A 26,160-nucleotide genomic window follows, 5' to 3' on the forward strand; every position below is an offset into this window, starting at 1 on the left:
AGATGTGTATAAGAGACAGAAATTATATGTTATAATGAACTTGTAGGTGAGAATCCTACAGGTATATGAACAGTTTTTGTGTGTGAAGGATATTATTCATGTTTACACACTTTCTAACCCGTCTCTTTATGAGGCGGGATTTTTTATGAGATTTTTGAAATTTGATTGGAGTCTGACATATTTTTAATAAAATGAATTTATAAAAATAATGTAATATAAAAACTTTAATTTCGATGGGAGTGGGATATAATAATATTAAACGATATACTGCACTTTGCCCTTTTATCAAACATGAAACAGACAATCAATGACTAGGGAGGGATGAGAATGAAACATCAAAGCATCTTAAAGAAGCATCACCAACGCTTAACTCGATTAGAAAAAGATACTCGTGAAATTAAATTAGAATTGATTGAAACGCAAGAATCTCAGAAAGCTATAAACGAAGATAATGAAAAATTCACAGTAACCCAGGAAGAAAGAATCGAGAGAATAGAAAAAAGTAATGAGTAATTTCAACAGATTAAAGAAGAGCAACTTGAGGTTCGAAAGGAATTGTTGGAGAGTAATGCTCAATTTAAAGAAGAAATACGAGAGCACTGTCAAAGATTGGAAGCGAATATCGGTAATTTAATAGATCAAAAGATGGAAGTTCATGTCAGTAACTTGAAATATTCTATGTTACGTTGGGGTGTTGGTATTAGTGTAGGTATCCTTGGATTAGCAGGAAGAGTTTTTGGTATATATTAATATAAGGAATGATTTTTGCTAGCGGTCGATACACGGACAACCATTGAACAACGTAAATTTAAAATCGCTAAAATGTTGTCCGGATTTTGGCCAAAAATTTTAAAACGTGTTTTTACGTATTTTCATAGACATAAGAAAAACCCCGTCGTAACAGGGTTTTTGACTTTCGTATAAAATACATTTTAACGTATTTTCACGCCTTAGCGTCCTGGGAGGGATTCGAACCCCCGACCGATGGCTTAGAAGGCCATTGCTCTATCCAGCTGAGCTACCAGGACATAACGTTTTTTAACACAACATTTATTATAACTAACTCGTTACAATAAAGCAATACATCAATCATTGAAATTTATGTAGATTTTTCACTTATGTAAGCGAATTGCATGGATTTACTAGTAATACCCATAAACTCATCGCAGTCTTCTTGTACTTCTAATTTTAATTTCACAATTCTAAATCGTTACTAACTTATTCTATTTGAAATTTTCATTACCCTCCACTTTCTTTCTCACAACTAATATATTATAGTTCAATAATGAGTAGTTTAATGAGAGAAAGGGATTTTATTATGAAACCGACCATGCTTATTGATTTTGACGATACGTTAGTAGACTTTATAGATGCTGAAATTCAAGCTTTTTACACAATAGCTCAAGATTATCTAAATGAAGCTACTGAATCTGATTTACAAACATTTATGCAAGTAAATCAGGCGCATTGGGAAGCTTTCCAACGTGGAGAGCTCAATAAGGAAGAAGTGTTGAACCAGCGTTTCCGAAACTTCTTTGCGAGATACGATATCGAGGTTGATGGTCCGAAAGTTGATCATGAATATCGCACTTCGTTATCGAAAGCGACAGTGAAGTATATGCCACACGTTCTAACTACTTTAGATATTCTTAAAAATCACTACGATCTCTATATTGTGACGAATGGTGTGCGCATCACGCAATTACGTCGTTTGAAACAAACACCTTTCGAAACGATCTTCAAAGGTATCTTTATCTCTGAAGATACAGGTTCTCAAAAACCTATGCCTGAATTCTTCGACTACGTGTTTAACCATATTGGTAACGAGAGAAGACAAGACGCTATCATTGTAGGAGACTCTTTAACTTCTGATATCCAAGGTGGCATCAACGCTGGAATTCGAACTTGTTGGTACAACGGTCGAGATAAGGTCAATGATTCTGGTATTCAACCTGACTACACAATACACAGCTTTGACCAACTTGTTCACTTAATGTAAGTTCTGATTAGAAAATCGATAAAAAAGAGTTGATGAAAGGTGAGTAAGTGCAAGTGTTAAGCAATTGACCTCATTCATCAACTCTGATTGTTATTATTTAGTTGGTGTCCATAATAGTACATCGTTACCTTCTTGGTTATGTTCACCTGTATCTTCGAAGCCATGTTTCAAGAAGAAATCTTTAGATTTATTACGTGCAATCACTTTGATTGGTAAGTTATGTGATTTGGCATAGTCGAGTAGTGCTTGACCATAGCCACGACCTTGAAATGCTTTGAGAACTTCAAGTTTCCATAATACTAAGTAATCATCATATTTAGGGAAATAGACTTCTTCCACTTCACCTTTACGATAAAGTGCCATACGAGCGCCAAGACGATCACCTACGTATATGCCGTAGAATGGAGAGTCTGAACTAGCATCAATCATTTCCCCACGTAGTTCATCAACCATAAATAGATCTTTGTTCCCGAAGTTCCTGAAATCTTCGAAAAGTTCGTCGGTCTTGTAATTAATATCGAGACGCTTTACGTCACTCATATTCTTTCCCCCTTGAATTGATTTAATACCATTATACCGTAAAGTGAATTATGATGACAAAATTTTATAATTTATCATCTTTGGATAACTTATGTGACCTCCACATATAGTACGCTTTACAATAGTAAAATCTTTCTTACTTTCTCCCTTATATCGCAAGCCGTATAATTGTCAAATATTACTATAATCTTTATACTGAAATAGAACAGAATGACTAAGGAGAATAGGTATGGACTGTAAGACGCTTAAACTTAAAGACGACAATCAATTTATCACTAGCATTGCACATAATGATGAACAAGTAACTCAATTTTTTAATTACAATGCTATGGCAGAGGAAAGTTATGCTACTCGACTTCAAAGTCCAAATAATGGTAGGGAAGAGGATTTAGCTGAAATAATTAAGCACTATATGAGCGATTTGTCGCTAACTGAGGCACAACAAGAACATATTTCTCAACTTGCTAGCGGAGCTAAAGTTGTTATTGGAGGCCAACAAGCAGGTTTTTTAGGCGGCGCACTCTATACTTTTCATAAAATATTATCCATCGTCACATTGACGCAATCTCTACGCGAAAAGTATGACCGATCAGTTGTACCTGTGTTCTGGATTGCTGGTGAAGACCATGACTTTGATGAAGTCAACCACACGTATGTCTTTAACCACAGCGATGCCCAATTACATAAGGTGAAATATCATACATTACAGCCGCCTGAAACATGTGTTTCTCACTATCTTCCTGATAAAGGTGAGCTTAAGCAAGCCGTGGACGATTTCTTTAAACAATTGAATGAAACGCAAGCTTCCCGACCACTCAGAGATATGTGCCACAAGATAATTGCTGATTTCGACAGTTGGTCAGATATCTTTAAAGCGCTTGTGCACGAGGTCTTCAAAGAATATGGTTTATTACTTATTGATGCGCATGATTCACAATTACGTCGTCTCGAACAGCCGATGTTTAAATATATCATCGATCAGCATCAGTCCGTCGATGCTGCTTTTAGACAAGGCCAGGCTAAGACGGTTGAAGCGGGTCTTGAGCAGATGATTCAAACAGAGACGAATGTACACCTGTTTCTTGAACACGAACAAACGCGAGAGTTACTCATTTATGAAGATGGTAAGTTTAAGCTGAATAAAAGTCAGGAAACACTATCTAAAGAAGAACTACTTAATATAGTAGAAACTGAACCAGAACGTTTATCGAACAATGTAGTGACACGTCCCGTAATGGAAGAGTGGTTATTTAATACAGTCACTTTCGTCGGCGGTCCAAGTGAAATTAAATACTGGGCTGAGCTCGCGCAAGTCTTTAAGACATTAGACGTAGAAATGCCAATTGTTCTTCCGCGTATGCGTATCAGTTATCTCAATCCGAGAGTGGAGAAATTGTTAAATCGCTACGATATTCCGATCGATGAGGTTATTGAAGAAGGTGCCACACGCCACAAAGATGATTTTGTGAGAGCGCAAGCTTCAGATGCGTTTATTAATAAAGTTGAAGAGATGAAAGTACAACAAGAAGCGCTTTACCAATCACTTCAACAAGAGTTAGATGATAATCACGATAATACAGTTCTACTTGATAAAAATAATGAGATTCACCAATTCCAATATGATTATCTCATCCAACGTTATTTACTTAATATTGAAAGAGAAAATCAAATTAGTATGACACATTTCAGAGAAATTGAATCAACACTCCACGCGATGGGTGGTTTACAAGAAAGAATTTGGAATCCACTCCAAATCATGAATGATTTTGGGATAGATGTGTTCAGTCCCTCCACCTATCCACCACTCCCTTACACATTCGACCATATTATCGTTAAACCTTAGAGTGAGTAAGGATTTACCCGATTTGCTATTACAGCAGATCGGGCTATTTTTATGCCTATTTGAAAGAATTCGGGTAAATTTTATATAAATAGTGGAGGATAGTGGGGAGATGTGGTAAATTATATATATGGAAGGTGAGGTGAGGTAGAATGTTCATGGGTGAATACGAGCATCAGCTTGATACGAAAGGCCGTATGATCGTGCCTTCGAAGTTTCGCTATGATCTCAATGAACGTTTTATCATCACACGAGGCCTTGATAAATGCTTATTCGGCTATACTTTGGAAGAATGGCAGACCATTGAAGAGAAGATGAGAACCTTACCTATGACCAAAAAAGATGCGCGTAAATTTATGCGTATGTTCTTCTCCGGCGCTGTCGAAGTAGAGTTAGATAAGCAAGGGCGTATTAACATTCCACAGAATTTAAGACAATACGCGAATTTATCGAAAGAATGTACAGTAATTGGGGTTTCAAATCGTATAGAGATTTGGGATCGTGAAACTTGGAATAACTTCTACGATGAGTCTGAAGAAAGTTTCGAGGATATTGCTGAAGATTTAATTGATTTTGATTTTTAAAATGGAGGAATTGAAGTGTTTCATCACGTCAGCGTCATGTTGAAAGAGACCATTGATTATTTAAATGTTAAAGCAGATGGTACGTATGTTGACTGTACTTTAGGTGGCGCGGGTCATGCCCTCTATTTGCTGAATCAATTAGGTGATCAAGGCAGATTGATTGCGATTGACCAAGATCAACATGCTTTGGACAACGCGCGAGAAGTTTTAAAAGATCACCTTGATAAAGTTACTTTTATACATAGTAATTTTCGGAATATAACAGAAATTTTAAATGATTTAAATATTGAAAAGGTCGATGGTATCTATTACGATCTTGGCGTTTCTAGTCCTCAATTAGATGTACCAGAACGTGGGTTTAGTTATCATCACGATGCGAAATTAGATATGCGCATGGATCAGACGCAAGACTTAACAGCATATGACGTAGTTAATACATGGTCCTTCCATGATTTAATGCGGATATTTAACCGTTACGGCGAAGAGAAATTTGCGAAACAAATTGCAAGACGCATTGAACAGCATCGAGAGAAAGAACCGATAGAGACGACGTTACAACTCGTCGATATCATTAAGGAAGGTATTCCTGCTAAAGCAAGACGTAAAGGTGGACATCCAGCGAAACGCGTCTTTCAAGCGATCCGTATAGCTGTCAATGATGAATTAGCAGCTTTCGAAGATTCGTTGGAGCAAGCCATAGCTCATACCGAGGTGAATGGCAGAATATCTGTTATTTCTTTCCATTCCCTCGAAGATAGGCTATGTAAACAAATGTTCCAAGAATACGAGAAAGGGCCTGATGTTCCGAGAGGCGTACCCGTCTTACCAGAGGAATACACACCTAAACTTAAACGTGTGAATCGCAAGCCAATTACCGCTACTGAAGAAGATTTAGAAGACAATAATCGTGCGCGTAGTGCGAAATTACGTGTCGCAGAGATACTTAAATAAGGAGTGAATCTTAATTATGGCTGTAGAAAAAATATATGAACCTTACAACGCTGCACCACAACATGCACCCGAAACACAACCTTCGGAACAGCCAAAGCAGTCTGTAAAGAAGAAAGTAGTCGTTAAACTTACTAAGTTCGAAAAAATGTTATACATAGGGTTGATAACCGTAATTGCCTTTATCAGTATATATATGCTATCTTTAAAAATGGATGCGTATGATACACACGGCAAGATTGCAGATTTAGACCATAAAATCGAACAACAAGCAAGTGAAAATAGTTCTATAGAATCTGAAATTAAGAAAAACTCTTCATATGAACGCATTTACGACAAGGCAAAAGAACAAGGAATGAGCCTTAAGAACGACAATGTAAAGGTAGTGCGTAATAATGGCGAAGCGAAAAATTAGACTTAAAAAACCCATTTTTAAACTAAAAAAAAATAAAATAGGGGCAGTCCTACTCACTATCGGATTCGGACTGCTCTTTTTTACGTTAGCGCTAAGATTCACTTATATCATGCTAACCGGTCACTCCTCGGGGCAGGATTTAATCATGAAAGCCAATCAGAAATATCTCGCTCAGAAGACCGAACAACCTGAAAGAGGTAAGATTTACGATCGCAATGGCAAGATATTAGCTGAAGACGTAGAACGGTACAAGATTGTAGCCGTCGTCGATAAGAAAGCAGACGAAGGTAGCGATAAGCCGAAACATGTGGTTGATAAAAAGAAGACCGCTAAGAAACTCGCTACTGTGTTAGATATGAAACCGAAAGAAATTGAAGACAAACTCAATAATAAGAAAGCGTTCCAAGTCGAATTTGGACAAAAAGGAACGAATATCAAATATAAAGAAAAAGAAAAAATTGAAAAAATGAATTTGCCGGGTATTGCACTTTATCCGGAAACAGAACGTTCTTACCCGAATGGTAACTTCGCTTCGCACTTAATTGGTATGGCACAGAAAGATCCTGATACTGGCGACTTGAAAGGTGCGATGGGTGTTGAAAAGATATTCGATAGCTATCTATCAGGTCGTAAAGGATCTCTTTCATATATCAGTGATATTTGGGGTTATATCGCTCCGAATAGTAAAGATGAGAAGATGCCGAAGCGCGGTGATGACGTTCATCTCACACTCGATTCTAATGTGCAAGTTTTTGTTGAACGCGCGCTCGATGAGATGGTCGATCACTTTGCACCTAAAGATCTCTTTGCAGTCGTAATGGATGCAAAGACGGGTGAAATTCTCGGTTACAGTCAACGACCTACTTTTAACCCGGAAACAGGTAAAGACTTCGGCAAGAAATGGGCGAACGACCTTTACCAGAACACCTATGAACCTGGGTCCACGTTCAAGACGTATGGACTTGCTGCGGCGATTCAAGAAGGTAAGTTCAAGCCGAATGAGAAATATAAATCAGGTCATAGAGATATCATGGGTTCTCGCATCTCAGACTGGAACAAAGTTGGTTGGGGTAAAATACCTATGACACTAGGGTTTACATACTCTTCCAACACATTGATGATGCACCTTCAAGATTTAGTTGGCCCGGATAAGATGAAAGATTGGTACAAGAAGTTTGGCTTCGGCGAGACAACGAATGGTCTCTTTGATGGCGAAGCTAAAGGTGGCATTGCTTGGGATAACGAGGCGCAACAGAAGACATCAGCGTTCGGTCAATCCACTACAGTGACACCAGTTCAAATGCTTCAAGCGCAATCGGCATTTTATCACGATGGCAATATGGTGCGTCCGTGGTTTGTGAACAGTATAGAGAATCCAGCCACACACGATACATTTTATAAAGGTAAAAAAGAATACAATGGTAAACCGATTACCAAAGATACAGCGAAGAAAGTCCGTACTGAGCTAGATAAGGTAGTCAACAGCGAGAAAAGTCATGCGCAGAACTATCGTCTGAAAGGCTATAGTATGGAAGGTAAGACAGGTACTGCACAAGTTGCGAGCAAGAATGGCGGATATGAAGAAGGGGACAATCCTTATTTCGTAAGCTTTATCGGTGCAGCGCCGAAGAAAGATCCGCAAATCATCGTCTACGCAGGTATGTCACTCGCTCAAAAGAACGACCAAGAAGCCTATGAAATGGGTGTAAGTCGTGCTTTCAAACCAATCATGGAGAATACGTTGAAATACTTGAACGTCGAGAACAGCAGTGGCAAAGATAAATCCGATGTGAAGTATAGTAAAGTGCCGGATGTAGAGGGCCAAGAATTAGACAAAGCCAAGACAAGTATTGAATCGAAATCGCTCAAAGCAGATGTGATTGGTAGCGGTAAGAAAGTAACGAAACAATCTGTGAAAGCAGATAAGTCATTATTACCACACAGTCGAGTGTTGTTACTCACTGATGGAGACATGACAATGCCTGATATGTCAGGTTGGTCGAAAGAAGATGTGGTCGCTTTCGAACAATTAACAAATATTAAAGTAGATATGAAAGGCAGTGGTTACGTTTCTGACCAATCCGTTAGTCAAGGTACTAAGGTAGGTAAGAAAGATAAAGTCACTGTATCATTATCTGCTGAAGATATTGATGGCACCGAAGATCATAAGAAACAAGATTTAGAGACGTCGAAAGATGATAAGAAAGATAAAGATAGCAAGAATAAGGATGAGGGTTCAAAAAAGAAAGACAAAGATAAGAAAGATCAATCTGATCAGCAAGACAACAAACAATCTGAGAAACAATCAGATGGTTAAGGGCTTGAGAAGATAGAATAGTAAGTGACGAGACGAGAGAGTAGTTGTACCACAGGTTGGAAGAAGAAGTGACTAAAGATCAACTCTCATGAGAGAGGAGCTTAGTCCTCTTCTCCTGTGCTACCTCATTCGTTCACTTACTATTCGATACATAATCCACCAAGTAACGTGTAACATTGACCCGAGAATTGAGGAGGAAACTATGGTTTATTTATTGGCAGTCATTGCATTTTTAATCACATTTATATTGGTGCCACTACTCATTCCAACTTTAAAACGAATGAAATTTGGGCAAAGTATTCGTGAGGAAGGACCTCAAAGTCACATGAAGAAGACCGGTACACCTACGATGGGAGGTTTAACATTTCTCATCAGTATTGTCGTGACAACGATCCTAGGTATCATCTTCACAGACTATACTGCAGAGTTAACTTTAATGCTCTTCGTCACGATCGGCTTTGGTCTTATTGGCTTTATCGATGATTACATTATTGTAATTAAGAAGAATAACCAAGGTTTAACAAGTCTACAGAAGTTTTTAGCACAAATCGCTATCGCAGTGATTTTCTTCTTCTTTAGTTATATTTTTAACTCTGGTGATATGTCAGTGGGTATTCATATCCCATTCACTGAAACTGAAATACCACTGTCATTCTTCTATGTCATCTTCTTAGTCTTCTGGCAAGTTGGCTTTTCAAATGCAGTCAACCTTACAGATGGCTTAGATGGCCTTGCGACTGGTTTATCTATCATCGGTTTCATTATGTATGCGATTATGGCCTTTATTCTAGATCAACCAGCAGTCGGTTTCTTCTGTATCATTATGATTTGCGCGTTAGCCGGTTTCTTACCATTTAACTTGAACCCGGCCAAAGTGTTCATGGGGGATACAGGAAGCTTAGCATTAGGTGGTATATTCGCTACCGTTTCTGTTCTTTTAAATGCTGAAATTTCTCTGCTCTTCGTTGGTTTCGTCTTCGTGATTGAGACGTTATCAGTGATGCTGCAGGTTGCATCTTACAAGTTGACAGGTAAGCGTATTTTTAAAATGTCACCATTACATCACCACTTTGAATTATGTGGCTGGAATGAGAAGAAAGTAACGACAGTATTCTGGACAGTCGGTTTAATTACCGGATTAATTGGTTTATGGATTGGAGTGCACTAATTTAAATGTTGAGTTATACAGGGTTAGAAGATCAAGACGTACTTGTACTTGGATTAGCGAAAAGCGGCTACGAAGCGGCGAAGTTGTTGAACAAACTCGGTGCGAAAGTCGTTGTTAACGATGGTAAAGATTTAAGTCAAGATTCTCATGCCAAAGATTTAGAACATATGGGTATTGAAGTCATTGGCGGACAACATCCATTGTCATTGTTAGATAAGAATCCCATCATCTTTAAGAACCCCGGCATCCCTTATTCTGTACCTATTCTACAAGAAGCACAGAAACGTAATTTGAAAATCTTAACAGAAGTAGAACTCAGTTATCTCGTATCTGAAGCGCCGATTATCGGTGTGACGGGTACAAATGGTAAAACGACAGTGACCTCGCTCATTGGAGATATGTTCCAAAAAAGCCGTGAAGTAGGGCGACTATCAGGGAATATCGGTTATGTAGCTTCTAAGGTAGCACAAGAAGCAGCGCCAGAAGATTACTTGATTACCGAATTATCTTCATTCCAACTCTTAGGAATTGATACGTATCGTCCGCATATCGCCATTATTACTAACATTTATTCAGCGCATCTCGACTATCATGAAACGCTTGAGAATTATCAAAATGCGAAGAAGAATATTTATAAAAACCAAACTGAGGATGACTACCTAATTTGTAATTATCACCAACGTCATCTCATTGAATCTGAATCGCTTAAAGCGCGTACATATTACTTCTCTACTCAACAAGAAGTCGATGGCATTTACATTGAAGATGACTACATCGTCTTCCAAGGATTTAGAATCATCCATGTTGATGATGTCGTCTTACCAGGCGAGCATAACTTAGAGAACGTCTTAGCAGCAGTGCTTGCTGCGTTGCTTGCAGGCGTGCCGGTACGTGCGATTATCGATAGTTTAATTACTTTTTCTGGTATTGAACATCGCTTGCAATACATTGGTGCGAATAAGACGAATAAATATTATAATGACTCTAAAGCAACGAATACATTAGCGACGCAATTTGCCTTGAACTCATTTGAGCAACCAATTATCTGGTTGTGTGGAGGTCTAGATCGAGGTAATGGTTTCGATGAACTCGCACCATATATGACAAACGTTCGCGTGATGATTGCTTTCGGAGAGACGCAAGAGAAATTTGTTAAATTAGGTTCTAGTCAAGGTAAATATGTCATTCGCGCTACAGATGTCGAGGATGCTGTAGATAAAGTGCAAGAGATTATAGAACCTAATGACATCGTGCTGCTCTCACCGGCTTGTGCAAGTTGGGATCAGTACAACACATTTGAAGAACGTGGTCAGAAATTTATTGATCGCTTCCGTGCGCACTTACCACAGTTTTAAAGGATGTGACTTAACATGTCAGAGAATGAGAACGTAAAGCAGTTTGATTCCAAATATCTGAAAGCAAAACGTATCGCAAGGCGACGGAAGCAAAGACGTATTCAATTTATCGTCTTCGGCATCCTGCTCCTCTTCATCATCTTGCTTCTACTTTACATGTTTACACCACTGAGCAAGATTAAAGAGGTGGAAGTTAAAGGGAACGATAACGTGAGTACGAGTGAGATTAAGAAGATAGTCAATGTGACGAACCATTCACGCATGTACACTTTTAGCACGAAGAAAGCTGCTAAGAAATTGGAAGATAAGACGCTCATCAAGCACGCAAATGTGCATAAACAACTGCCGAATAAGTTGATTGTGGATATCTCAGAGTACAACATCGTTGGTTTAGTGAAGAAGAAAGATGAGTATGTGCCAATCCTCGAGGATGGCAAAGAGCTTAAACACCTCTCTGGTTCTGCTAACAATGGTCCCGTATTAACTGGTTTTACTAAAGGGAAGAAGCAAGACATCATAGACGCGTTAAATAAGATGCCAAGCAATGTGCGAGCGGCTATTTCAGAAATTAGCTATGAACCGACTAAAGGAAGTGAGAATCAAATCAAGCTTTATACTTCCGATGATATTCAAGTGTTAGGCAACATTCGCACGATTGCTAAGAAGATGAAGTACTATCCGCAAATGACAGAGGCGCTCGACCGAGATGAAAGTGGAAATCTCAAGCGAAATGGTTATATTGACTTAACAGTCGGTGCCGCATTTGTTCCGTATAGTGAAAATGATGATGACCAATCTGATTCTGAGAAGAATGTCAAAGCTGGATCTGAGCATGAAGATAAAGCAAAAGATGAACTCCAAGAAACATTGAATAAAATTGATAAAAACAAAGATAAAAGTGATGATAAAAATAATTAAAAAATTTAGATGAACAGATGTGTTTATAGTTCACAAGCAATGCTACGTATTGTAAACTGAATGTAGTATGTACTTGAAATGTAATTGTCAGGAGGTGCCTATCTATGGAGGAACATTATTATGTAAGTATAGATATTGGTTCATCGAGTATAAAAACAATAGTAGGCGAAAAATTTCACAACGGAATTAATGTGATAGGTACAGGACAAACCTATACGAGCGGAATTAAAAATGGATTAATTGACGACTTTGATATCGCACAACAAGCGATTAAAGATACGATTAAAAAGGCATCTATTGCTTCAGGTGTAGATATTAAAGAAGTCTTCTTGAAACTACCTATTATCGGTACAGAAGTTTATGACGAAACAAATGAAATTGAATTTTACGAAGACACAGAACTCAACGGTACACACATAGAGGATGCGCTAGAAGGTATTCGCGATAAAAACGATGTTGAAGGTACTGAAGTTATCGATACTTTCCCTATCAAATTCTACGTGGATGGGGACAACGAAGTATCAGATCCGAAAGAACTTGTCGCACGTCATTCTTTACGTGTGGATGCAGGTGTTATCGCAATCGAACGCTCAATCTTAATCAACATGATCAAATGTGTTGAATCATGTGGCGTCGATGTCTTAGACGTTTATTCAGATGCGTATAACTATGGCTCAGTTCTTTCAGCTACTGAACGCGAATTAGGCGCGTGTATCATTGATATTGGCGAAGATTTAACTCAGCTCGCTTTCTATGAACGTGGTGAGCTTGTTGATGCAGACTCTATCGAGATGGGTGGACGCGATATTACGGACGATATCGCTCAAGGTCTTAACACGACACACGATACAGCTGAGAAGATTAAGCATCAATATGGTCATGCTTTCTATGACTCTGCTTCAGATCAAGATGTCTTTAGTGTCAACCAATTAGACAGTGAAGAGACAGCGCAGTATACACAGAAAGATCTCGCGGACATTATCGAAGCCCGTGTCGAAGAAATTTTCTTCAATGTATTTGACGTTCTGCAAGAGCTTGGTTTGACGAAAGTAAATGGCGGCTTTATTGTTACAGGTGGTTCAGCTAATTTACTCGGTGTCAAAGAGTTATTGCAAGATATGGTTAATGAAAAGGTTAGAATTCATACACCTTCACAAATGGGTATCAGAAAGCCAGAATTTTCTTCTGCTATCTCAACAATATCTAGTAGCATTACTTTCGATGAGTTATTAGATTATGTTACAATAAGTAATCATGATAGTGAAGAATTTGAAGAAGAAGAAATCGAACCAGACGAGAAAGACACTTCTTCTAAATCAGGTGGATTTGATTGGTTCAAGAAGAAGACCAACAAATCAGAAACAACACATCACGACGATGTGAAAGATACTGAAGGTGCAAGAGAGCCATATAGTGTTGAACATGGTGAACATGAACAGCAAGAAGCTCAACCTAAAGAAGAAAGTAAATTTAAAAAATTGATGAAATCTCTATTTGAATGATTGGCCATTAATACTAGGAGGAAATGCAATGTTAGAATTTGAACAAGGATTTAATCATTTAGCGACGTTGAAAGTCATCGGTGTAGGGGGCGGCGGTAACAACGCCGTAAACCGTATGATTGATCACGGAATGAATAACGTAGAATTTATTTCTATTAACACTGACGGACAAGCTTTAAACTTATCTAAAGCTGAGTCTAAGATCCAAATTGGTGAGAAATTAACACGTGGTTTAGGTGCAGGTGCTAACCCTGAAATTGGTAAGAAAGCAGCTGAAGAATCACGTGAACAAATCGAAGACGCAATCCAAGGTGCGGACATGGTATTCGTAACTGCTGGTATGGGTGGCGGTACTGGTACAGGTGCTGCGCCAGTCGTAGCGAAGATTGCTAAAGAAATGGGCGCTTTAACAGTAGGTGTCGTTACTCGTCCATTTAGCTTCGAAGGTCGCAAACGTCAAACTCAAGCAGCAGCTGGTGTTGAATCAATGAAAGCTGCAGTAGATACATTAATCGTTATTCCTAACGATCGCTTATTAGATATCGTTGATAAATCTACACCAATGATGGAAGCGTTTAAAGAAGCAGATAACGTATTACGTCAAGGTGTTCAAGGTATCTCTGACTTAATCGCTGTTTCAGGTGAAGTGAACCTTGACTTTGCCGACGTTAAGACAATCATGTCTAACCAAGGTTCTGCATTGATGGGTATCGGTGTTTCTTCTGGAGAAAACCGTGCAGTAGAAGCTGCTAAAAAAGCGATTTCTTCTCCATTACTTGAAACATCTATCGTGGGTGCCCAAGGTGTGTTAATGAACATCACAGGTGGAGAATCACTTTCATTATTCGAAGCTCAAGAAGCAGCAGACATCGTACAAGATGCAGCGGACGAAGATGTTAACATGATCTTCGGTACAGTAATCAATCCTGAGTTACAAGATGAAATCGTAGTAACAGTTATAGCTACTGGTTTCGAAGACAAACCAGCTTCTCAAGGACGTAAAGCGTCTAACACTGGTTTCGGTTCAAGTGCAACGAGCAGCTCAAGTTCACAAGAAACATCATTCTCTACACGTTCAACTGAAAGTGCAGGTGGCGTAGAGAATACGACTGAAAGCAGAAGTCATTCTACTAAAGAAGATGACATTCCAAGCTTTATCAGAAACCGTGAAGAAAGACGTTCAAGAAGATCTAGACGTTAATCATCACATGATAAAGCGCTATAGCTGAGTCTGGGTAACACTCAGTCATCAATTAAATGAATAACAATGTGGCTGGTTGAATTGCTTTACACAAAGTGTGCAAGCGACACCGCAATTCGACCGACCTATAAGAGTGGGACTGTGATTCAAATTTTTAATGAAATTTCGGATGCTGTCTCACTCTTTTTTAGAATATAAGCCACAAAGTATAAAAGAGATCACTAGAACGAGGAAAGTGAGTACGTATGTCAGAGAAGTTTATTAAATTATCGCATAGATTAGAATATCAAGATGCGTCATTATCCAACATCTTTCTAGGTATGACCACGAGAGAGGATGGTTTGAGTCCATATCCAGATCATGCCTTTAATATGGCGCGTTATACAGATGATGCAGCTGATCACGTTACACAACACCAAGCAACGCTCGCATCTATCATTCATATGCCGACCTCTCACTGGGTCTTTCCGATTCAGACGCATGGCAATCGTGTGACTGAGGTGACACAGCGAGATAGAGGAACGAACATCGATACGCTAACCGACGATTTACATGGTATTGATGGGCTTTATACCTATGATACAAACATTATGTTAACGATGTGTTATGCGGATTGCGTACCCATTTATTTTTATAGTGAGCGACATCACTATATTGGTTTAGCGCATGCAGGTTGGCGGGGTACAGTAGGCCAAATCGTCGTTAATATGATTGAGGAAATTGACTTCGATATCAAAGATTTACAAGTGGTTATTGGGCCGGCTACCTCAACCTCGTATGTAATTAATGACGATATTAAATCCCAATTTGAAGATTTAGCGATTGATACCTCTCGTTTTATTGAGACGAGAGGGCCTGACAGACATGGCATTGATTTGAAAGAAGCGAATGCTTTACTTTTAGAAAAAGCGGGATTATCCAGAGATCAAATTACAATCACGCAATATGAAACATCTGAAGACTTAGACTTATTCTTCTCTTATCGAGTGGAAAAAGGACAAACTGGACGGATGTTGGCGTACATCGGTCAACGCGAAACAAAGGAAGGGGAAGTGTGAGATGAGTGTACAAGAGCAATATCAAACGATTCAAAAGGAATTGAAAGCTGCGAGCGAAAAGGGAGGTTGGACGACACAACCTGACGTGATTGCTGTGACGAAATATGTTACAATAGACCGAGCTAAAGAAGCATATCAAGCTGGCGTACGACACTTTGGTGAGAACCGTGTCGAAGGCTTCTTAGAGAAGAAAGAAGCGTTACCAGATGACGTGACGATGCACTTTATCGGTCCTTTGCAATCGCGTAAAGTGAAGGAAGTCATCAATGAAGTTACATACTATCACGCACTTGATCGCTTAAAGATAGCTAAAGAAATTGATAAACGTGTCGATCATACTGTGAAATGCTTCGTACAAGTGAATGTGTCAGGTGAGTCTTCAAAGCATGGTCTTGAACTTAGTGAAGTGAAAGACTTTATCGAAACGCTTGCTGACTATGAACATATTGAAGTCATCGGCTTGATGACGATGGCGCCGTATACAGATGACGAAGCTTATATCAAACAATTATTTGAACAATTAAGAAAGCAACGCGATGAAATACAATCTCTCAATCTAGCGCATGCACCTTGTACCGAACTTTCTATGGGCATGAGCAATGACTATCAAATTGCTGCTGAAGCGGGTGCGTCATATGTGCGAATTGGGACGAAACTTGTAGGAAATGAGGAGTGAAGCTATTGGCTTTAAAGGATTTATTTAATGGATTTTTCACTGTAGAAGAGGAAGATGATGAGTTAGAGGCACCGCCAGAAAGAGAACCTCGTAGAGAACAACCTCAGAACCAAACAGCTGAGACATCACATATTGAGCCCAATGAACGTCAACGTTCTTTACAATCTGTGCCGAAAAAGCAATCTTCTAGATACCAATCATCCCAAGGTGAAAGGAAGTATCATATGAATCAATCACAGAAATCAAATACGCGCAATGTAGTGAATATGAACAACCAAGAACAATATGATTACGTTCAAGAAAGTTCTAAGATGTGTTTATTTGAGCCACGCGTCTTCTCAGATACGCAAGATATTGCTGATGAGTTGAAGAATCGCCGTGCTACATTAGTGAACCTTCAACGTATCGACAAGGTTTCAGCTAAGCGAATCATTGACTTCTTAAGCGGTACAGTCTATGCGATTGGTGGCGACATTCAACGTGTAGGTTCAGATATCTTTTTATGTACGCCTGACAACGTAGAAGTAGCTGGAACGATTACAGATCAAATTGAGAACGCTGATTTTCATGGCGAATAGAGGCTAAATTATGAGTTTAGAAATATTAGGCACGATTTTCAATATAATATTGATTCTCGTTAGAATTTATACTTTTGGAATGCTCTTTTACTTCTTAATGTCTTGGCTACCGGGTGCGCGTGAGAATGGATTAGGCCGATTCTTAGCTAAGATTTACGAGCCATTTTTAGAACCATTCCGACGCATCATTCCACCGATTGGAATTATAGATATTTCATCTATCGTCGCACTCTTTGTGCTGTTCTTGTTTAGAGAAGGTTTAGGAAGTCTCTTTAGCTTGATTATGCATTCATTATAATATGTGCTTTAACGGTAGGTAGAATGAGCTTCGAGCTACGTATATACACGATAAGATAATTAAAAGTCCCGCTCTGACGTTGTGAGGGTTGGGACTTTCTTTGTAGTGGATATAAATTATTTATATAAAAAGGAGCGTGAGCACGATAGATATTTATCAACACTTTCGAAGCGAAGAGCGTGAGATAATCGATCAATTAATCGATAAGTGTAAACAGGCGAATGATCATTACGCTCCGCAACTCACTAACTTTTTAGACCCTAGAGCACAGTATATTGCTGAAGTGGTAACGAATAGTTTCGAAGATTTACACATCCATTTCTTTGGGGGTTATCATGCTGAGCGTCAACGTGCGATTATTGCCCCCTCGTACTATGAACCGGACATAGAAGATTTCGAAGTCGTACTGATTGAGGTTACATATCCGAAGAAGTTTGTGACGATTCAACATCAACATGTACTAGGTACGATTATGTCCATGGGGATTGAACGTGAGCAACTAGGTGATATACTAGTGAATGAGACGATACAGTTCGTTTTGACAAAACAGTTAGAATCTTATATGATGGTGGAATTAACACGTATCAAAGGTGCAACAGTGAAACTTAATTCTATTCCGTTTAAAGATATGATACAATCTAAAGAGGACTGGAAATCATTTCATGCGACTGTCAGTGCATTGCGTTTAGACGTAGTGTTGAAAGAAATGATACGTAAATCGCGTTCCATCGCGAAACAATTGATAGAGAAGAAACGTGTGAAGGTGAACCACGTCATCGTCGACTCAGTCAACTTCCACTTAGACGTCGGTGATTTGTTGTCGATTCAAGGATTTGGTCGCGCACGTGTCACAGACGTCGGAGGCAAGACGAAGAAAGATAAGGTTCACATTCAGTTTGAAACTTTGTTTAAATAGAATCGAAGCGTAGGTAGAGATAGAGGAGGTCATTCAATGCCTTTTACACCTAGTGAAATTAAACATAAATCATTTTCACGTGTGAAAAATGGTTACGAAGCAACTGAAGTAGCAAACTATTTAGAACAATTAAGTAAAGAAATCGAACGATTGAAAGAAGATAAGAAACAACTTGAAAAAGTGATTGAAGATAAAGAAACAAATCTTAAATCATACAAAGATGTGCATCAATCTGTGAGCGACGCTTTAGTTCAAGCACAAAAAGCAGGTGAAGAAACGAAAGCTGCTGCTACGAAAGAGGCTGAAGCGACAAAAGAGACAGCGCAAGCGGAAGCTGACCGTATCGTTAACGATGCAGTGGAGAAAGCACGTCGCTTATCTTTCCAAACAGAAGATATGAAACGTCAATCTAAAATCTTTAGATCCCGTTTCCGCATGTTAGTGGAAGCGCAACTCGATCTTCTCAAGAACGACGATTGGGATTATCTTCTGAATTACGATTTAGATGCACAACAAGTGACTGAAGAGAATGTACAGCACTTAAATAATGAAGATTTAACGCCTGAAGAACAAGCGCTTAAAGAGAAACAAGAAGCAGGCGACAACGAACAAAGTAATGAACAGACAGAGAATACATCTAAAGATGATGACTTAAAGTCTAAATAATATGGTTAGATCGAACAGACGCGTAAGAAACAGTTTGCATATGATTAGCGAGCTAGGGATGGTGAAAGCCTAGTATATGTGTGTTTCTTATATCACTGTTCAACAAGTATAATAATGTAGTTGAGAGAACTCTAAGTTGAGTTAATCAGGGTGGTACCGCGATGATTCGAGTCGTCCCTGTTAATTGAACTTAGAGTTCTTTTTTAATAGTAAGAAGGAGTGAATGAAATGGACTATAAAGAAACCCTATTAATGCCAAAGACAGCTTTCCCAATGCGTGGAGGTTTACCCAACAAAGAACCTAAGATCCAAGAAGAATGGGATGAGAAAGAGATTTATCAAAAATCTTTAGAGAAAAACAAAGGTAATACATCATACATTCTTCACGATGGCCCTCCATATGCGAATGGTGGCTTACATATGGGTCATGCGTTGAATAAGATTCTTAAAGATATCATCACGCGCTATAAGACGATGCAAGGGTACTATACGCCATACGTACCAGGTTGGGATACACACGGTCTTCCAATCGAACAAGCATTGACTAAAAAAGGTGTTAAACGTAAAGAAATGTCAGTTTCTGAATTCAGAGAGAAATGTAAAGAATTTGCGTTAAACCAGATTGAATTACAGAAAAAAGATTTCAAACGTCTTGGTGTAAGTGGTGACTTCGACAATCCTTATATCACTTTAAAACCTGAATATGAAGCAGCGCAATTACGTTTATTCGGAGAAATGGCTGCGAAAGGTTTAATTTACAAAGGATTGAAGCCTGTCTACTGGTCTCCATCAAGTGAATCTTCACTTGCAGAAGCGGAAATCGAATATCACGACAAACGTTCTCCATCTATCTACGTTGCATTCGATGTGAAAGACGGTAAAGATGTCGTAGATGAAGATGCACAATTTATCATCTGGACAACTACACCATGGACACTTCCAGCTAACGTAGCAATCACAGTACACCCTGAATTAACTTACGGTGAATACCTCGTTGATGGTCATAAATACGTCGTAGGTAAAGACTTAGTTGACGATGTAGCTGAGAATTTAGGTTGGAATACGGATGACATCGAATTAGTGAAAGAATTCTCAGGTAAAGATTTAGAATATGTTGAAGCGCAACATCCATTCTTAGAAGATCGTACAGTCTTACTCATTAACGGTGATCACGTTACTACAGATGCAGGTACAGGATGCGTTCACACGGCACCTGGACACGGGGAGGATGACTATATCGTAGGTACGAAATATAATTTACCAGTCATCAGTCCGGTTGACTACAAAGGTGTGTTAACGGAAGAAGCAGGTCCGTTCGCTGGTGAATTCTACGACAAAGCCAATAAACCAATTACTGATTTACTTAAAGAGAACGGCTCATTATTGAAATTAGACTTCATTACACATAGTTACCCACATGATTGGCGTACGAAGAAACCAGTAATCTTTAGAGCGACACCACAATGGTTTGCTTCTATCGATAAAGTTCGTCAAGATATTTTAGATGCGATTGAAGAGACGCATTTTAAAGTTGACTGGGGTAAAACACGTATCTATAACATGATTCGTGACCGTGGCGAATGGGTGATCTCACGTCAACGTGTCTGGGGTGTACCGCTTCCAGTATTCTACGCTGAAAATGGCGACATCGTGATGACTGAAGAAACAGTGAATCATGTGGCAGACCTCGTAGAAGAATACGGTTCAAACGTGTGGTTCGACCGTGAAGCGAAAGATTTATTACCTGAAGGTTTCACACATCCTGGTAGCCCTAACGGTGAATTTACGAAAGAAACAGATATCATGGACGTATGGTTCGACTCTGGTTCATCTCATCGTGGTGTACTTGAACAACGCCCTGAGCTATCTTTCCCAGCTGACCTTTATCTTGAAGGTAGTGACCAATATCGTGGTTGGTTCAACTCATCTATCACAACATCAGTAGCGACGCGTAATCGTTCACCATACAAGATGTTGCTCTCTCACGGCTTCGTTATGGACGGCGAAGGTAAGAAGATGAGTAAATCATTAGGTAACGTTATCGTTCCTGAACAAATCGTGAAGCAGAAAGGTGCAGACATCGCACGTTTATGGGTAAGTAGTGTAGATTATCTTGCCGATGCGCGTATTTCAGACGAAATCATTAAACAAACTGCGGACGTGTATCGTAAAATTCGTAACACATTGCGCTTCATGCTAGGTAACGTCAACGACTTTAATCCTGAAACAGATGCTATTGCTGAAGCTGATTTATTAGAAGTCGATCGTTACATCTTAAATCGCTTCCGCGAATTTACAGCAAGCACAATTAAAAACTACGATAACTTCGATTACTTAAATATCTATCAAGAAGTTCAAAACTTCATCAACGTAGAACTCAGTAACTTCTACTTAGATTATGGTAAAGATATTCTTTACATCGAAGAACGCAGTGCACATAAACGTCGTAGCATGCAAACGGTGCTTTACCAAATCGTTGTTGATATGACGAAATTACTTGCGCCAATTCTTGCTCATACTGCTGACGAAGTTTGGAGTTACATTCCACATGTTCAAGAAGAAAGTGTTCACCTCACTGATATGCCAAAAGTTCAAGATGTTGATACTGAATTAGTTGAGAAATGGAACACATTCATGAAACTTCGCGACGATGTGAACCGTGCATTAGAAATTGCACGTAACGAGAAAGTCATCGGTAAATCATTAGAAGCGAAAGTGACAATTGGAAGTAATAGTGAGTTTAACGCGACAGAGTTCTTACAAGGCTTTGAAGATTTACAACAGCTATTCATCACTTCTCAAGCTGAAGTAGTGGACAATATTGAAGGTGGTGCTTCTTATGCACACGGTGACATAAAAGTTGAACATGCTGACGGTGAGAAATGTCAACGTTGCTGGAACTATAGTGAAGACCTTGGTTCAGTAGGCGAACTCACTGACCTTTGCCCACGTTGTCAAGCTGTCGTGAAGACATTAGTTTAATTTCAATTATAAATTGATTTGACGTTAAGTCAGTTAGGTAACATGACTCAAAGACATCCTTTTGAATGACGTACACGCGCATTCAGAAGGGTGTCTTTTGTTCTGAAATGATAAGATTCATTACTAGGTCTAAACTTTTGTTTACATAAGGATTAAGCTATAATGAAAGTTGTTGTCTATATGGACGAATTAAAACCGAGGAGGTACCTCAATGAAGCGCCAGTACTTTATTGGAACTACGGTAGTAGTCACATTATTGATATTAGCAATAGACCAATTGACGAAATATTTAATTGCAGCAAAGATGACCATAGGCGATTCTTACACGGTGATTCCCCACTTCTTAAATATCACTTCACATCGTAATAACGGGGCGGCGTGGGGCATTCTAAGTGGTAAAATGGGCTTCTTTGTCATCATTACACTTATTATATTAGCGATTCTCATAATTTTTTATATTAAAGAGGCGAAAGGCAATTTATTCATGCAAATCGCTTTAAGTCTTCTGTTCGCTGGAGCGATTGGTAACTTTATTGACCGATTATTACATGGCGAAGTGGTTGACTTTATCGACACAAATATCTTCGGATATGATTTCCCAATTTTTAACGTAGCAGATTCAAGTTTGACGGTAGGGGTTATCTTCATCATCATTGCTTTGTTAAAAGATATGAATAATAAAGAGGAATAGGAGGTAAGATCATGGAACAACATCAATTCAATATTGCAGAAACGAATTTAGCTGGGTCACGCATTGACAAAGTTCTTCCAGAATTTAACAGCGAGTGGTCACGTTCGCAAATGCAAGACTGGATTAAAGAAGGTTTAGTAAAAGTAAATGGTAAAGTGGTCAAAGCGAACTACAAAGTGAAAGCGAACGACGTCATTGAAGTGACTGAGAAAGAAGTTGAAGAAGCGGATATTCAACCCGAAGATTTGAACTTGGACATTTACTATGAGGATGACGATGTCGCGATTGTTTACAAACCTAAAGGTATGGTTGTGCATCCATCACCAGGGCATTACTCTGGAACACTCGTCAACGGCTTGATGTATCAAATGCAGAATTTATCTGGTATCAATGGTGAAGTTCGACCAGGTATTGTACACCGTATCGATAAAGATACGTCAGGACTCTTGATGGTTGCGAAGAATGACGTGGCACACCGTAGCCTTGTTGAACAATTGATGGCGAAGACAGTGACGCGTAAATATTCAGCGCTCGTGCATGGCAATATTCCGCATAATTACGGAACAATCGATGCGCCAATCGGACGTAATAAGAATGATCGACAAGCGATGGCTGTCGTCGATGATGGTAAAGAAGCTGTCACGCATTTCGATGTGAAAGAACATTTTAAAAAATATACATTAGTGGAATGTGAACTTGAAACAGGACGTACGCACCAAATTCGTGTGCACATGAAATATATCGGCTATCCGCTCGTAGGTGACCCGAAGTATGGTCCGAAGAAGACGTTGGATATTGGTGGCCAAGCACTACATGCTGGCGTAATTGGTTTCCAACATCCTAGAACGGGTGAATATATCGAACGCACAGCACCAGTACCTGATGCCTTCGCAAATTTATTAGATGAATTGCGTCATAGTGATAGCTAAGTATAGGTGGAGGCCGTGATAAGGCACTGTCATATGAACTACGGCGTGTATTGAGGATTGAGACGATTCCAGACTTCTATAGCTATGGTGGCAAAGCGATGAGAACCACTGAACATTCACTGTAGAATTAAATTGTGAAACCATTTCAAACTCAACTTGACGCTCGACCGTATTAGATGTAAAATTTAGATAAAGTTAAATCGCATATTTAAAAAACGCAAGTCTTTAACGATGAGTCCAGAGAGGCTCCGAAGACATCGCATATTGAGTCGCATACATGAGATTCATAGTGAAGAACTTCCGCACGCTATCGTGTAGATCATGACTATGAATTACTCAACCTTCACGTACGTTCATTTCAATGAATGTACGACCCTAACGCCAAGTCATAAGTATCGCGAAGGTGTATCCAATCAAGACCGCATGTCTTCATAAAGACATGTGGTCGTTTTTTATGCGCAACGCAATTGATCTTTAAGTGTCACATCAATCTAATTTCAAAGTGTAGGTGGAGATTATGTCTGAACGAATTATCATGGATGATGCAGCCATCCAACGTACAGTAACACGTATCGCTCACGAAATACTTGAATATAATAAAGGAACAGACCGTCTAGTATTGCTTGGTATTAAGACACGAGGCGCATTTTTAGCGAAACGCATTCAAGAGAAGATTGAGTCCATTGAACATCAGTCTGTACCCACTGGCACAATCGATATCACGCAGTTCAGAGATGACAAAGAAGCTTCATCTGTAGAGACAACTCAGCCACCTTTCGATATTGACACAGAAATTACAGATCAAGCTGTGATTATTATTGATGATGTACTTTATACGGGTCGTACAGTGAGAGCGGCATTAGATGCGATATTGGGGCACGCGAGACCGCATAAGATTGGACTTGCGGCACTCGTTGACCGTGGCCATCGCGAATTGCCGATTCGTGCTGACTTCGTAGGTAAAAATATTCCAACAGCACGTGACGAAGCAGTATCCGTTTACTTAGAAGAAGTTGATCACAGCAATGCCGTCGCAATTGAATAATTCAGCTTTTAAATCAGTACGAGAGACTGAAAAAGCATGTACACTGATTCAAGAAGAGTGAGGTCTTTGAATCAGCTGTACCGTCCTTTTATGCATGTATAGAGCAACGTGTATCTTCATGCTTAAAGGATGTTTTGTTTCAGTCTCTTTACACCGAGTAAAGAGACTTTTTTTAAAAGGAGAAAAAGAGATGGAAAATGAACAATTGTTTGAGCGCACGGCGAAACCGGTGCTCGACGTCAGAGACAAACCGAAACCTTCCCAATGGGCATTCTTGAGTACCCAACATTTATTTGCGATGTTTGGCTCAACGGTACTCGTACCATTCTTAACACATATGCCGATATCAGCAGCGCTACTCGCTTCAGGAATCGGAAGTTTATTATACATACTCATCACACGAGCGAAGATCCCAGCGTACTTGGGTTCAAGCTTTGCCTTTATCACGCCCATCATCTCAGGTATTGCCAACCATAGTCTCGGGGATATGTTAGTCGCACTCTTCATGAGTGGTGTGATGTACGTCATTATTGGGCTGATCATCAAACTCAGTGGGATTAACTGGCTCATGCATTTGTTGCCACCTGTTGTAGTTGGTCCAGTCATCATGGTCATCGGTTTGAGCTTAGCACCGACAGCGGTAAACATGGCAATGTTTGAGAACTCTGGAGAGATGAAAGGTTACAACTTGAGTTACTTGCTCGTAGCAATGATTACCTTGCTCGTAACGATTTGTGTACAAGGTTTCTTTAAAGGGTTTCTATCACTGATACCTGTACTTGTAGGGATTATCGTCGGCTACATCGTGTCAGTTTGTATCGGCCTAGTTAACTTCGCATCGATTGCTCATGCGAAATGGCTGCTATTGCCTGATATTTACTTACCGTTTAAAGATTACGTTCCATCATTCCATCTCGGACTCGTCTTAGTGATGGTACCGATTGTCTTCGTTACTGTCAGCGAACACATCGGTCATCAAATGGTGATTAATAAGATTGTAGGACGTAACTTCTTTAAAGACCCTGGACTAGACAAATCCATTATCGGTGACGGTGTATCTACGATGTTTGCGAGTATCATCGGCGGTCCACCAAGCACGACATACGGTGAGAATATCGGTGTACTAGCGATTACGAAAATTTATAGCATTTACGTCATCGGTGGGGCAGCATGTATCGCTATCCTGCTCGGGTTTATCGGTAAGTTCACTGCACTGATTTCATCCATACCTACACCCGTGATGGGCGGCGTTTCCATCTTACTCTTTGGAATCATCGCAGCGAGTGGTTTGAGAATGTTAGTTGAAAGCAACGTCGACTTTGCGCAGAACCGCAACTTAGTCATCGCTTCAGTCATTCTCGTGATTGGTATTGGAAACCTAGTTTTTAATTTAAAAGGATTAGGCATTAACCTACAAATTGAAGGTATGGCCTTAGCTGCTTTAGCAGGCATTATCTTGAACTTAATATTACCGCAACCTAAATCAGCAACTGACAGCAAGGACGCATAACGGAAAGAAGATGGAGGTTAGAAT

Annotated in this window: 24 protein-coding genes and 1 tRNA gene; 23 read left to right on the forward strand and 2 right to left on the reverse strand. The window is 39.4% G+C overall.

Annotation, left to right across the window (positions count from 1 at the left end; genetic code table 11):
* Positions 1-327 precede the first annotated feature (327 nt).
* Entirely contained in the window at positions 328-513 is a 186-nt protein-coding gene (locus CD126_RS04995) for a hypothetical protein (protein WP_049407005.1), read from the forward strand.
* 441 nt (positions 514-954) lie between these two features.
* Here CD126_RS04995 and CD126_RS05005 read toward each other — a convergent pair.
* Positions 955-1,028: transfer RNA gene (locus CD126_RS05005), tRNA-Arg, on the reverse strand.
* A gap of 269 nt (positions 1,029-1,297) precedes the next feature.
* On the opposite strand from CD126_RS05005, the gene CD126_RS05010 reads away from it, so the two are divergent.
* Positions 1,298-1,999 carry a YjjG family noncanonical pyrimidine nucleotidase gene (locus tag CD126_RS05010; RefSeq protein ID WP_232620118.1) on the forward strand — a complete coding sequence of 234 codons (702 nt, stop codon included), beginning with the start codon at positions 1,298-1,300 and terminating at the stop codon, positions 1,997-1,999.
* A gap of 93 nt (positions 2,000-2,092) precedes the next feature.
* On the opposite strand, the gene CD126_RS05015 is transcribed toward CD126_RS05010, so the two are convergent.
* Entirely contained in the window at positions 2,093-2,539 is a 447-nt protein-coding gene (locus tag CD126_RS05015) for an N-acetyltransferase (protein ID WP_049407011.1), read from the reverse strand.
* 229 nt (positions 2,540-2,768) lie between these two features.
* Here CD126_RS05015 and bshC point away from each other — a divergent pair, with 229 nt between their 5' ends.
* The 21 genes from bshC to CD126_RS05120 all read left to right on the forward strand — a co-directional run bounded on the left by bshC (position 2,769) and on the right by CD126_RS05120 (position 26,136).
* On the forward strand, positions 2,769-4,382 hold the full coding sequence (bshC, locus tag CD126_RS05020; protein ID WP_049407013.1) for a bacillithiol biosynthesis cysteine-adding enzyme BshC: 1,614 nt from the start codon (positions 2,769-2,771) through the stop codon (positions 4,380-4,382).
* A gap of 149 nt (positions 4,383-4,531) precedes the next feature.
* Positions 4,532-4,963 carry a division/cell wall cluster transcriptional repressor MraZ gene (mraZ, locus tag CD126_RS05025; RefSeq protein WP_002472823.1) on the forward strand — a complete coding sequence of 144 codons (432 nt, stop codon included), beginning with the start codon at positions 4,532-4,534 and terminating at the stop codon, positions 4,961-4,963.
* A 15-nt stretch (positions 4,964-4,978) separates the two neighbouring features.
* Positions 4,979-5,914: a 16S rRNA (cytosine(1402)-N(4))-methyltransferase RsmH gene (gene rsmH, locus CD126_RS05030; RefSeq protein WP_049407015.1), complete on the forward strand. Its 936-nt coding sequence runs from the start codon at positions 4,979-4,981 to the stop codon at positions 5,912-5,914.
* 16 nt (positions 5,915-5,930) lie between these two features.
* Positions 5,931-6,326, forward strand: a complete 396-nt coding sequence (ftsL, locus tag CD126_RS05035; protein WP_002472889.1) for a cell division protein FtsL — start codon at positions 5,931-5,933, stop codon at positions 6,324-6,326.
* A complete protein-coding gene (locus CD126_RS05040) occupies positions 6,307-8,643 on the forward strand; it encodes a penicillin-binding protein (protein WP_103370126.1) in 2,337 nt (778 codons plus the stop codon). The genes ftsL and CD126_RS05040 overlap by 20 nt, the downstream gene beginning before the upstream one ends.
* A 202-nt stretch (positions 8,644-8,845) precedes the next feature.
* The gene (mraY, locus tag CD126_RS05045; RefSeq protein WP_103370127.1) at positions 8,846-9,811 is read left to right on the forward strand and encodes a phospho-N-acetylmuramoyl-pentapeptide-transferase; all 966 of its coding nucleotides are present in this window, start codon (positions 8,846-8,848) and stop codon (positions 9,809-9,811) included.
* Positions 9,812-9,816: 5 nt separating this feature from the next.
* The gene (murD, locus tag CD126_RS05050; RefSeq protein ID WP_002472833.1) at positions 9,817-11,166 is read left to right on the forward strand and encodes a UDP-N-acetylmuramoyl-L-alanine--D-glutamate ligase; all 1,350 of its coding nucleotides are present in this window, start codon (positions 9,817-9,819) and stop codon (positions 11,164-11,166) included.
* 15 nt (positions 11,167-11,181) lie between these two features.
* On the forward strand, positions 11,182-12,084 hold the full coding sequence (locus CD126_RS05055) for a cell division protein FtsQ/DivIB (protein ID WP_053092835.1): 903 nt from the start codon (positions 11,182-11,184) through the stop codon (positions 12,082-12,084).
* A gap of 104 nt (positions 12,085-12,188) precedes the next feature.
* A complete protein-coding gene (gene ftsA / locus CD126_RS05060) occupies positions 12,189-13,586 on the forward strand; it encodes a cell division protein FtsA (protein ID WP_049407024.1) in 1,398 nt (465 codons plus the stop codon).
* A 28-nt stretch (positions 13,587-13,614) separates the two neighbouring features.
* On the forward strand, positions 13,615-14,787 hold the full coding sequence (gene ftsZ / locus CD126_RS05065) for a cell division protein FtsZ (RefSeq protein ID WP_002472854.1): 1,173 nt from the start codon (positions 13,615-13,617) through the stop codon (positions 14,785-14,787).
* A gap of 245 nt (positions 14,788-15,032) precedes the next feature.
* Complete coding sequence (gene pgeF, locus CD126_RS05070; protein ID WP_103370128.1) at positions 15,033-15,845, forward strand: peptidoglycan editing factor PgeF; 813 nt, start codon at positions 15,033-15,035, stop codon at positions 15,843-15,845.
* Position 15,846: 1 nt separating this feature from the next.
* Complete coding sequence (locus CD126_RS05075; RefSeq protein ID WP_103370129.1) at positions 15,847-16,521, forward strand: YggS family pyridoxal phosphate-dependent enzyme; 675 nt, start codon at positions 15,847-15,849, stop codon at positions 16,519-16,521.
* Between the two features lie 5 nt (positions 16,522-16,526).
* Positions 16,527-17,099 (forward strand): cell division protein SepF, encoded by a 573-nt coding sequence (locus CD126_RS05080; protein WP_049407038.1) that lies wholly within the window; start codon positions 16,527-16,529, stop codon positions 17,097-17,099.
* 10 nt (positions 17,100-17,109) lie between these two features.
* Positions 17,110-17,397, forward strand: a complete 288-nt coding sequence (locus CD126_RS05085) for a YggT family protein (RefSeq protein ID WP_049407040.1) — start codon at positions 17,110-17,112, stop codon at positions 17,395-17,397.
* Positions 17,398-17,533: 136 nt separating this feature from the next.
* Complete coding sequence (locus CD126_RS05090) at positions 17,534-18,313, forward strand: YlmH family RNA-binding protein (protein ID WP_103370130.1); 780 nt, start codon at positions 17,534-17,536, stop codon at positions 18,311-18,313.
* A 36-nt stretch (positions 18,314-18,349) separates the two neighbouring features.
* Positions 18,350-18,979 carry a DivIVA domain-containing protein gene (locus CD126_RS05095; protein ID WP_103370131.1) on the forward strand — a complete coding sequence of 210 codons (630 nt, stop codon included), beginning with the start codon at positions 18,350-18,352 and terminating at the stop codon, positions 18,977-18,979.
* Between the two features lie 228 nt (positions 18,980-19,207).
* The gene (gene ileS, locus CD126_RS05100; protein WP_049407048.1) at positions 19,208-21,961 is read left to right on the forward strand and encodes an isoleucine--tRNA ligase; all 2,754 of its coding nucleotides are present in this window, start codon (positions 19,208-19,210) and stop codon (positions 21,959-21,961) included.
* A gap of 211 nt (positions 21,962-22,172) precedes the next feature.
* The gene (gene lspA / locus CD126_RS05105) at positions 22,173-22,652 is read left to right on the forward strand and encodes a signal peptidase II (protein ID WP_049407050.1); all 480 of its coding nucleotides are present in this window, start codon (positions 22,173-22,175) and stop codon (positions 22,650-22,652) included.
* An 11-nt stretch (positions 22,653-22,663) separates the two neighbouring features.
* Positions 22,664-23,581 carry an RluA family pseudouridine synthase gene (locus tag CD126_RS05110; RefSeq protein WP_103370132.1) on the forward strand — a complete coding sequence of 306 codons (918 nt, stop codon included), beginning with the start codon at positions 22,664-22,666 and terminating at the stop codon, positions 23,579-23,581.
* Between the two features lie 517 nt (positions 23,582-24,098).
* Positions 24,099-24,626, forward strand: a complete 528-nt coding sequence (gene pyrR, locus CD126_RS05115; RefSeq protein WP_002472870.1) for a bifunctional pyr operon transcriptional regulator/uracil phosphoribosyltransferase PyrR — start codon at positions 24,099-24,101, stop codon at positions 24,624-24,626.
* A 190-nt stretch (positions 24,627-24,816) separates the two neighbouring features.
* On the forward strand, positions 24,817-26,136 hold the full coding sequence (locus CD126_RS05120; RefSeq protein WP_049407053.1) for a uracil-xanthine permease family protein: 1,320 nt from the start codon (positions 24,817-24,819) through the stop codon (positions 26,134-26,136).
* Positions 26,137-26,160: the final 24 nt, after the last annotated feature.

The sequence above is a fragment of the Staphylococcus pettenkoferi genome (assembly GCF_002902685.1).
Classification (GTDB): Bacteria; Bacillota; Bacilli; order Staphylococcales; family Staphylococcaceae; genus Staphylococcus; species Staphylococcus pettenkoferi.

Bases quoted from the DNA above. Each gene is read 5' to 3' on its own strand.
- CD126_RS04995 (WP_049407005.1), top strand. From the start codon at position 328: ATGAAACATCAAAGCATCTTAAAGAAGCATCACCAACGCTTAACTCGA.
- CD126_RS05010 (WP_232620118.1), top strand. From the start codon at position 1,298: ATGAGAGAAAGGGATTTTATTATGAAACCGACCATGCTTATTGATTTT.
- CD126_RS05015 (WP_049407011.1), bottom strand. From the start codon at position 2,539: ATGAGTGACGTAAAGCGTCTCGATATTAATTACAAGACCGACGAACTT.
- bshC (WP_049407013.1), top strand. From the start codon at position 2,769: ATGGACTGTAAGACGCTTAAACTTAAAGACGACAATCAATTTATCACT.
- mraZ (WP_002472823.1), top strand. From the start codon at position 4,532: ATGTTCATGGGTGAATACGAGCATCAGCTTGATACGAAAGGCCGTATG.
- ftsL (WP_002472889.1), top strand. From the start codon at position 5,931: ATGGCTGTAGAAAAAATATATGAACCTTACAACGCTGCACCACAACAT.
- CD126_RS05040 (WP_103370126.1), top strand. From the start codon at position 6,307: ATGGCGAAGCGAAAAATTAGACTTAAAAAACCCATTTTTAAACTAAAA.
- mraY (WP_103370127.1), top strand. From the start codon at position 8,846: ATGGTTTATTTATTGGCAGTCATTGCATTTTTAATCACATTTATATTG.
- murD (WP_002472833.1), top strand. From the start codon at position 9,817: ATGTTGAGTTATACAGGGTTAGAAGATCAAGACGTACTTGTACTTGGA.
- CD126_RS05055 (WP_053092835.1), top strand. From the start codon at position 11,182: ATGTCAGAGAATGAGAACGTAAAGCAGTTTGATTCCAAATATCTGAAA.
- ftsA (WP_049407024.1), top strand. From the start codon at position 12,189: ATGGAGGAACATTATTATGTAAGTATAGATATTGGTTCATCGAGTATA.
- ftsZ (WP_002472854.1), top strand. From the start codon at position 13,615: ATGTTAGAATTTGAACAAGGATTTAATCATTTAGCGACGTTGAAAGTC.
- pgeF (WP_103370128.1), top strand. From the start codon at position 15,033: ATGTCAGAGAAGTTTATTAAATTATCGCATAGATTAGAATATCAAGAT.
- CD126_RS05075 (WP_103370129.1), top strand. From the start codon at position 15,847: ATGAGTGTACAAGAGCAATATCAAACGATTCAAAAGGAATTGAAAGCT.
- CD126_RS05085 (WP_049407040.1), top strand. From the start codon at position 17,110: ATGAGTTTAGAAATATTAGGCACGATTTTCAATATAATATTGATTCTC.
- CD126_RS05095 (WP_103370131.1), top strand. From the start codon at position 18,350: ATGCCTTTTACACCTAGTGAAATTAAACATAAATCATTTTCACGTGTG.
- ileS (WP_049407048.1), top strand. From the start codon at position 19,208: ATGGACTATAAAGAAACCCTATTAATGCCAAAGACAGCTTTCCCAATG.
- lspA (WP_049407050.1), top strand. From the start codon at position 22,173: ATGAAGCGCCAGTACTTTATTGGAACTACGGTAGTAGTCACATTATTG.
- CD126_RS05110 (WP_103370132.1), top strand. From the start codon at position 22,664: ATGGAACAACATCAATTCAATATTGCAGAAACGAATTTAGCTGGGTCA.
- pyrR (WP_002472870.1), top strand. From the start codon at position 24,099: ATGTCTGAACGAATTATCATGGATGATGCAGCCATCCAACGTACAGTA.
- CD126_RS05120 (WP_049407053.1), top strand. From the start codon at position 24,817: ATGGAAAATGAACAATTGTTTGAGCGCACGGCGAAACCGGTGCTCGAC.